This window comes from Acidovorax sp. GW460-11-11-14-LB4 (genome assembly GCF_059423685.1).
The window spans coordinates 1-6,897 of the sequence record NZ_JBWKYJ010000124.1 but is presented as its reverse complement, the minus strand read 5'-3'; the positions used below and the strand labels follow the sequence as shown (position 1 = coordinate 6,897).

Annotated in this window: 8 protein-coding genes; 7 read left to right on the top strand and 1 reads right to left on the bottom strand. The window is 67.8% G+C overall.

Features of this window, described 5'->3' with window-relative positions; translation table 11 throughout:
• Positions 1-24 precede the first annotated feature (24 nt).
• From AC07X4_RS23575 to AC07X4_RS23565, 3 genes are all read left to right on the top strand, one after another.
• The gene (locus AC07X4_RS23575) at positions 25-501 is read left to right on the top strand and encodes a hypothetical protein (RefSeq protein ID WP_494741494.1); all 477 of its coding nucleotides are present in this window, start codon (positions 25-27) and stop codon (positions 499-501) included.
• The gene (locus tag AC07X4_RS23570; RefSeq protein WP_056747935.1) at positions 498-1,724 is read left to right on the top strand and encodes a phospholipase A; all 1,227 of its coding nucleotides are present in this window, start codon (positions 498-500) and stop codon (positions 1,722-1,724) included. Before AC07X4_RS23575 ends, AC07X4_RS23570 begins: the two co-directional genes overlap by 4 nt.
• A 375-nt stretch (positions 1,725-2,099) precedes the next feature.
• Positions 2,100-2,486 (top strand): hypothetical protein, encoded by a 387-nt coding sequence (locus tag AC07X4_RS23565; protein WP_056065534.1) that lies wholly within the window; start codon positions 2,100-2,102, stop codon positions 2,484-2,486.
• Positions 2,487-2,582: 96 nt separating this feature from the next.
• Here AC07X4_RS23565 and AC07X4_RS23560 read toward each other — a convergent pair whose 3' ends face one another.
• Positions 2,583-3,062 carry a universal stress protein gene (locus AC07X4_RS23560; RefSeq protein ID WP_494741493.1) on the bottom strand — a complete coding sequence of 160 codons (480 nt, stop codon included), beginning with the start codon at positions 3,060-3,062 and terminating at the stop codon, positions 2,583-2,585.
• Positions 3,063-3,171: 109 nt separating this feature from the next.
• Between AC07X4_RS23560 and tgt the strand changes: the two genes are divergently transcribed.
• From tgt to AC07X4_RS23540, 4 genes are all read left to right on the top strand, one after another.
• Entirely contained in the window at positions 3,172-4,344 is a 1,173-nt protein-coding gene (tgt, locus tag AC07X4_RS23555) for a tRNA guanosine(34) transglycosylase Tgt (RefSeq protein WP_056065832.1), read from the top strand.
• Positions 4,345-4,596: 252 nt separating this feature from the next.
• A complete protein-coding gene (locus AC07X4_RS23550; RefSeq protein ID WP_233250604.1) occupies positions 4,597-4,935 on the top strand; it encodes a hypothetical protein in 339 nt (112 codons plus the stop codon).
• 141 nt (positions 4,936-5,076) lie between these two features.
• Positions 5,077-6,219, top strand: a complete 1,143-nt coding sequence (locus AC07X4_RS23545) for a GGDEF domain-containing protein (RefSeq protein ID WP_494741492.1) — start codon at positions 5,077-5,079, stop codon at positions 6,217-6,219.
• Positions 6,220-6,246: 27 nt separating this feature from the next.
• Complete coding sequence (locus AC07X4_RS23540; RefSeq protein ID WP_192422043.1) at positions 6,247-6,816, top strand: PAS and helix-turn-helix domain-containing protein; 570 nt, start codon at positions 6,247-6,249, stop codon at positions 6,814-6,816.
• The last annotated feature ends 81 nt before the right edge of the window (positions 6,817-6,897 follow it).

Here is a 6,897-nt window from a genome sequence, read left to right as displayed (position 1 = left end):
ACCGATACCACCCCACGCCCCGCCCTGCCCCGTGGCCGCAGCGTCTGGGGCATTGCTGCGCTTTTGATAGCTATCAGCGCTTGTCCTACAAGCGCCATCGGCCAAAAAGCACCACAATCCACGGCGGCATGCCCAGCGGCGGCAGAGATGGACCACCAACACCTGCAGGGCCAGTGGCGCGCCGAGCTGCAGGCCCCTGCGCCGGGAGACAAGCCCACCACGGCCACGCTGCAACTGGGCCCGCACCCCGAGCTGGCACAGAGCGTGCGTGGCACCGTGGTGCGCAGCGGCACCACGGCCCAGGTCAGTGGTGACGTCGACGGCGGCGACCTGACCCTGGAAGAATCGATCAACGGCACCAACATCAGCGCCACCTGGACAGGCCAGGTGGTCGATGGAAGTTGCGGCAAGGAAATACGCGGAACATGGAACAACGCCCACCCCACCCCCACCACGCCGTCAGCACCGTTTGTGCTGCGCAAACAGGCGGCCTGGCAATGAGCGCCGTTGCGCGGGGCACCCCCGCGTCCCGTCTGCACCGCCCGCTGGCCTTGCTGCTCGCAGCCCTGGCCCCGGCCGGCGCGGCCTTTGCGCAATCAGCACCTGCCGCATCCGCCGGGACCGACGCGGCCCTGCGCCGCTGCACCGCCCTGTCCAGCGACAACCAGGCGCGCCTGGCCTGCTTTGACGCCTGGGCGGCCGAACAGGCCCAGGCCGCTCCTGCAGGAGCGCAGTCCTGGCAAGCCCCTGCTGCTTCGGCGTCGGCCAGTGCCAGCGGCGCAAGCTCTTCGTCGGCCGTGCCCCCGCCGGTGGACGCCACGCTGCCTGCCACCCGCATCATCGACGTGGCGCGCACCGAAGGCTGCCGCGACCCGCAGTACAGCGATCTCTCGCGCTTCTGGGAGCTGGAAACGGGCACGGACTGCGGCACATTCAGCTTCCGCGGCTACCGCCCGATCACGGTGTCGGTGGTGGCGTCGAGCAGCGTGAACCGCCAGCCCGCGTCGGATGCCGACGGCAACTCGGCCACCGACTCGACCCCGTACCGCCGCACCGAAAACCGCATCCAGCTGTCCGTGCGTACCAAGATTGCGCAGGGCCTGCTGACCCAGGGCCACCCCACGCTCAAGGACTCGCTGTGGTTTGGCTACACGCAGCAGTCGTACTGGCAGCTGTTCACCCCCGAGATCTCGCGCCCCTTCCGCGCCACCGACCACGAGCCCGAGCTGATGTACGTGTACCCCACCACGGCACAACTGCCGTTTGGCTGGAAGTGGCGCTACAGCGGCATCGGCCTGGTGCACCAGTCCAACGGCCAGAGCAAGCCGCTGTCGCGCAGCTGGAACCGCGCCTACCTGATGACCGGCATCGAACTGGACAACCGCTTCAGCGTGAACGCCCGCATCTGGAAGCGCATCCCCGAAAGCGCAGGCAGCGACGACAACCCGGGCATCAGCGACTACATCGGCCGGGGCGAGTTGTCGCTGCTGTGGAATGTGAACAAGGACAACACCCTGGGCGCCACCGTGCGCCACACGCTGGCCAGCAGCGACCGGGGCTCGGTGCGTGTGGAATGGCTGCAGGCCCTGGGCACCGGCCTGTTCGGCAGCAAGAGCAACCTGCGCCTGCACACCTCGCTGTTCAGCGGCTACGGCGACAGCATGATCGACTACAACCGCAAGCGCACTGTGTTCAGTGTGGGGTTGAGTCTGGTGGATTTCTAGCGGAGACACCCCCTGAGGCGCTGCGCGCCTTCCCCCCGCTCTCACATCGCTACGCGATGTGGGCAGGGGGACGCAGCCCTCGCTGCGGGGCGGCCCTGGCTTGGCTGCCCGCGCCTGGGGCCGCGCCAGTTGCATACGCCTTGGACGAAGCACCGGCCAGCAGTAGCCCAAGGCGGGGCAAAGGCCCTCACAACTCGTTACGACATCGTCCTCAAGTTTCTCCGGATGGCGCCGACGCGCGGCCACAATGGCACGCGCACAGAAACCGGCGTGGCCCCCTGTGAGAGGCGCTCAATAAGAGCCCCTTTCCCACCGTTTTACCTGCCATTGCCTGCCGCGTGCCCCTCGACAATGCCGACAAAGAGGAACACACCCATGGACATGCAATACCAGCTCAAGGCAGGCAGCTATTACCTGTATGACATGCGCGAGGCGCCCAGCGCCGTCACGGGTGAACGCCGCTTCAAGCTCAAGACCGACACGGTGGCCATTGCGTTCGATGTGCACACGGGCGAGGTGCACCAGCACGGCAGCCCCACGCGCATCCAGTCCTGGGCCAACAACACGCGCCGCCGCCTGCGCGCTGCCGGTGCACAGGACGTGGCCAACGACATCGTGGTGGTGTCAGGCCCGCTGCCCGTGGACGAGCTCAACAAATGCCTGTGGGTGCGCGGCTATGTGCGCCGCATGTTCTCGCGCCTGGCCACCCTGCCCCATGGCAAGCTGCAGCGGCCCTCGGAGCCGTTTCGCAAGGCGGCCTGATCCGGGCAACCTCTCCCACACATTCCGATCGGGGCCGCGCACAGCGGCCCTTTTCCTTTGTCCTGTCTTTTTCTATCAGGGCGGGCGCCAAAGGGGTCAGGCTTCGGCGTCCTCGACCGTGTCGCTGTCCACCCCCTCCAGCACCTCGGCATGCTTGACGATGGTCACCGGCACCGGACTGGCATGGGCCACCTCCTGCGACACCGACCCGAGCAGCGCGCTGGTGATGGCGCCCTGCCCCTTGGCACCGATGATGACCATGTCGCAGCCCGAGCGCTCGATCATGTCCACCAGCGTGTGCGCCACATCGCCCACCCCCACATCGGTTTCGTAGGCCACCCCGGCGGCATCGAGCAGCGCGCGCGCTGGCGCCATCAAATGCTGGCCCGCCTCCAGGCTGGCGGCGGCGATCAGGTCGGGGTCGCGGGTGGTCACCAGTTCGTACAGCGTGGCGGGCTCCTGCACGTTGGCCAGCACCATAGTGGCCTGGAGCCCCTGGCGCACCAGCGCCAGCGCGTGGTGCACGCCATCCAGGGAGAGTTCGGAGCCGTCCACGGCGATGAGGATCTTGAGCATGGGGTTCTCCTTGAGTGAGTACAGACCAGTGTAGCGACGCCATCGGCCAGCGCCAGTCCAATCCCTTGCGGCAGGTCAGCCCGGCCCGTCTGGGACAATGCGCCCCATCATGCTGCAGTTCGACCTCCTCAAAACCGACCCCTCCAGCCACGCACGCCGTGGCCAGCTCACGCTCAACCACGGCGTGGTGCAAACCCCCATCTTCATGCCCGTGGGCACCTATGGCACCGTCAAGGGCGTCATGCCGCGCAGCCTGCACGACATGGGCGCACAGATCATCCTGGGCAACACCTTCCACCTGTGGATGCGCCCGGGCCTCGACGTGATGCAGAGCTTTGGCGGCCTGCACGGCTTTGAAAAGTGGGACAAGCCCATCCTCACCGACTCGGGCGGTTTCCAGGTCTGGAGCCTGGGCGCCATGCGCAAGATCACCGAAGAAGGCGTGACCTTTGCCAGCCCCGTCAACGGCGACAAGCTCTTCATGTCGCCCGAGGTGAGCATGCAGATCCAGACCACGCTCAACTCCGACATCGTGATGCAGCTCGACGAGTGCACGCCGTACGAGACCAAGGGCCACAAGACCACCGAGGCCGAGGCGCGCAAGAGCATGGAAATGAGCCTGCGCTGGGCAAGACGCAGCCAGGACGAATTCCACCGCCTGAACAACCCGAACGCGCTCTTTGGCATCGTGCAGGGTGGCATGTTCAAGAACCTGCGCCAGGAGTCTCTGGAGCGCCTGGTCGAGATGGACTTCCCCGGCTACGCCGTGGGCGGCGTGAGCGTGGGCGAGCCCAAGGACGAGATGCTGGACATCATGGCCCACACGCCCCACCGCCTGCCCGCGCACAAGCCCCGCTACCTGATGGGCGTGGGCACGCCCGAAGACCTGGTGCAGGGCGTGGCCGACGGTGTGGACATGTTCGACTGCGTGATGCCCACCCGCAACGCGCGCAACGGCACGATGTTCACGCGCTTTGGCGACCTCAAAATCCGCAACGCCCGCCACAAGGCCGACCACAAGCCCATGGACACCAGCTGCACCTGCTACGCCTGCGCGGGCAGCTCGGGCGTGTCGTGGGACGACGGCGGACGTGAAGGCTTCTCGCGTGCCTACCTGCACCACCTGGACCGCTGCGGCGAGATGCTGGGCCCCATGCTCACCACCGTGCACAACCTGCACTACTACCTGAACCTGATGCGCGAGGTGCGCGAGTCGCTGGAGGCCGGCACCTTCGCCCAGTTCCGCGCACAGTTCAAGGCCGACCGGGCGCGCGGCGTGTGAGCTGCGGAGATGCCTCCCGCCAGAATGCTATGTTTTACATAGCACCTCGGGCATGATCCACTAGCGCATCGGGCCCAAATCATTCCAAAACTCCTGCGTCACCTGCTGCACTGGCCTCTGCGGGCCCTCACGGGCCTGGGCAGCGGCCTGCTGGCGCTGCTGATCCTGTTCGAGGAATGGGGCTGGGAGCCGCTGCAGCGCCTGCTGGCGCGCATCGGCCGCTGGCCGGGGCTGCGCTGGATCGAAGGCTGGGTGCGCTCCCTGCCGCCCTGGGCTGCGGTGGCCTTGTTTGCGTTGCCTACGGCCTTGCTGCTGCCGATCAAGCTGCTGGCGCTCTGGGCCATCGGGCGCGGGCATGTGGTGCTGGGCATGCTCGTCATCGTGCTGGCCAAGGTGGTGGGCACGGCGGTGGTGGCGCGGCTGTTCACCCTCACGCAGCCTGCGCTCATGCAATTGCGCTGGTTTGCCTGGACCCACGCGCACTGGATGCAGCTCAAGCATGCCGTGCTGGAACGTGCCCGCGCCTCGTGGGCCTGGCGCGTGGCGCGGGTGATCCAGCGGCAGTGGAAGAAGCGGTGGCGCCAGCGCTGAGGAGCCCCCCCCCCGGAATCCACCCTGCGCCGCGCTGGCATCTGTCACCTGTCACTTCTTTCGGCCACCATACGGGGGGACGGAGACCACCCGATCTGATCCGCTCCAACAACTGCCATCACACGACCGCCACGCAGCGCCATGGGTTTACAGCTTGACCTCCCTACCGTCCTCCTGCTCTACAAGACCGCCTTGGTCGCCGGCGCGCTGAGCATCTTCCATGTCAGCCGGCATTCCTGCCGTCCGCAAGGGCTCCGGCCGCTGTCGGCCGCCTACCTGCTTCTGGCCGTCGGCGCCGAGTTGGCGGGCCAGGGCGAGTACCAGGTGCTGCCCCAGTGGCTGTGGACCCACACCAGCCTGCTGCTGGGCACGCTGGGCTACACGCTGTTCTGGGCCAGCGTGCGGACCCTGAGCGGGCGCCGGCGGGTTTTGTTGCCTCTCCTGGCGGCAGTGCCGGGCGGCTGGCTGGCGCTGGGCATCGCCACGCAATTTCCGCTCGACAACCTGCTGCGCGCGGGCGCCTTCCACCTGACGGCCGCGCTGGCACTGGCGGCGGCGGCCCACGAGGTCTGGCGCGACCGCCACACCGAGCCCCTGCCCTCGCGCGGGTTGCTGGCCGGGCTTTTGCTAATCAGTGCCGGCCTGTTTGCACTGCAGCTGTTTCTCATCGCCACGCACGCCACCAGCCCGCTTGGGTTTGCCCGTGCGTTCTACGCGCAGATGTTCTGCCACTTCGGCGTAGCGCTCATGGTGTCGTCCCTGTCCAACGAGCGGGCCGAGGTGCGGCTGCAAAAGGTGGCCCAGACGGACACGCTCACCGGCATCGGCAACCGCCGCTGGCTCATGTCCATGCTGCCGGCGCAGCTGCCAGTGGGTAGCGCCATCGCTCAGCTGGACCTGGACCACTTCAAGCACATCAACGACCGCTTTGGCCATGCGGCGGGCGACCGCGTGCTGCGGGCAGCGGCCGAGGCCCTGGGCGGCGAGTTGCGGGGGTCGGACCTGCTAGCCCGCTGGGGCGGTGAAGAGTTTCTGGTGTACCTGCCCGACGCAACGGCAGAGCATGCGGCGGCCGTGGCCCAGCGCCTGTGCAGCGCGGTGCAGAACATCCGCCTCACAGAAGCGGGGGAGGGCATCCCCGTGACCGTGAGCATCGGCATGGTCTGCGTGACCTCTGGCGGCGGCAACTGGGCCGAATGGCTGGGCGCCGCCGACCAGGCGCTGTACGACGCCAAACACGCAGGCCGCAACCGCGTGGTGGTGGCCGCAGGGCGCCGGGCCTGATCCCGGCCTGCCGCACAATCCCGCCCCATGCCTACCGCCCTCCAAGCCCCCTTGAATGAAGCGCTGGAACTGGCCTTCAACCTCGCCCCCGTCGGCATGTGCGTGACGCGCGAGCGCTGCATCGAGATCTGCAACGACGCCTTTGCCCGCATGTTTGGCTACGAACAGGCCGAGCTGCTGGACCAGCCGCTGGCGCCGCTGTATCCGTCGCTGGACGAATTCACCCACACCGGCAACCTGGGCTTGCCCGCCATGATGGACACCGGCAGCTACAGCGACGAGCGAGTGATGCGCCGCCGGGACGGCACGCTGTTCTGGTGCCATGTGGTGGGCCGCGCGCTGGACCGCGCCCAACCGTTTGCACGCGCGGTGTGGATGTTTGAAGACATCTCGCACCGCCGGGTGGTCAGCACCCCGCTCACGGTGCGCGAGCGCGAGGTGGCGCAGCACATCGTCACCGGTGCCACCAGCAAGCAGATTGCCCGCCACCTCCACATCAGCCACCGCACGGTGGAGGCCCACCGAGGGCGGATCATGCGCAAGCTGGGGGCCACCAGCACGGGCGAATTGGTGGCCCTGCTGTTGGGCATGCCCTGACACCGGGGACAATCGGGGCCCGCACGCCTTCGCTGCCGACATGCCGCCCACCCTGCCCCGCCTCTTTGCTCCCGCCCGGAC

Coding starts and splice junctions, on each gene's coding strand:
- AC07X4_RS23570 (WP_056747935.1), top strand. CDS start 498: ATGAGCGCCGTTGCGCGGGGCACCCCCGCGTCCCGTCTGCACCGCCCG.
- AC07X4_RS23565 (WP_056065534.1), top strand. CDS start 2,100: ATGGACATGCAATACCAGCTCAAGGCAGGCAGCTATTACCTGTATGAC.
- AC07X4_RS23560 (WP_494741493.1), bottom strand. CDS start 3,062: ATGCTCAAGATCCTCATCGCCGTGGACGGCTCCGAACTCTCCCTGGAT.
- tgt (WP_056065832.1), top strand. CDS start 3,172: ATGCTGCAGTTCGACCTCCTCAAAACCGACCCCTCCAGCCACGCACGC.
- AC07X4_RS23545 (WP_494741492.1), top strand. CDS start 5,077: ATGGGTTTACAGCTTGACCTCCCTACCGTCCTCCTGCTCTACAAGACC.
- AC07X4_RS23540 (WP_192422043.1), top strand. CDS start 6,247: ATGCCTACCGCCCTCCAAGCCCCCTTGAATGAAGCGCTGGAACTGGCC.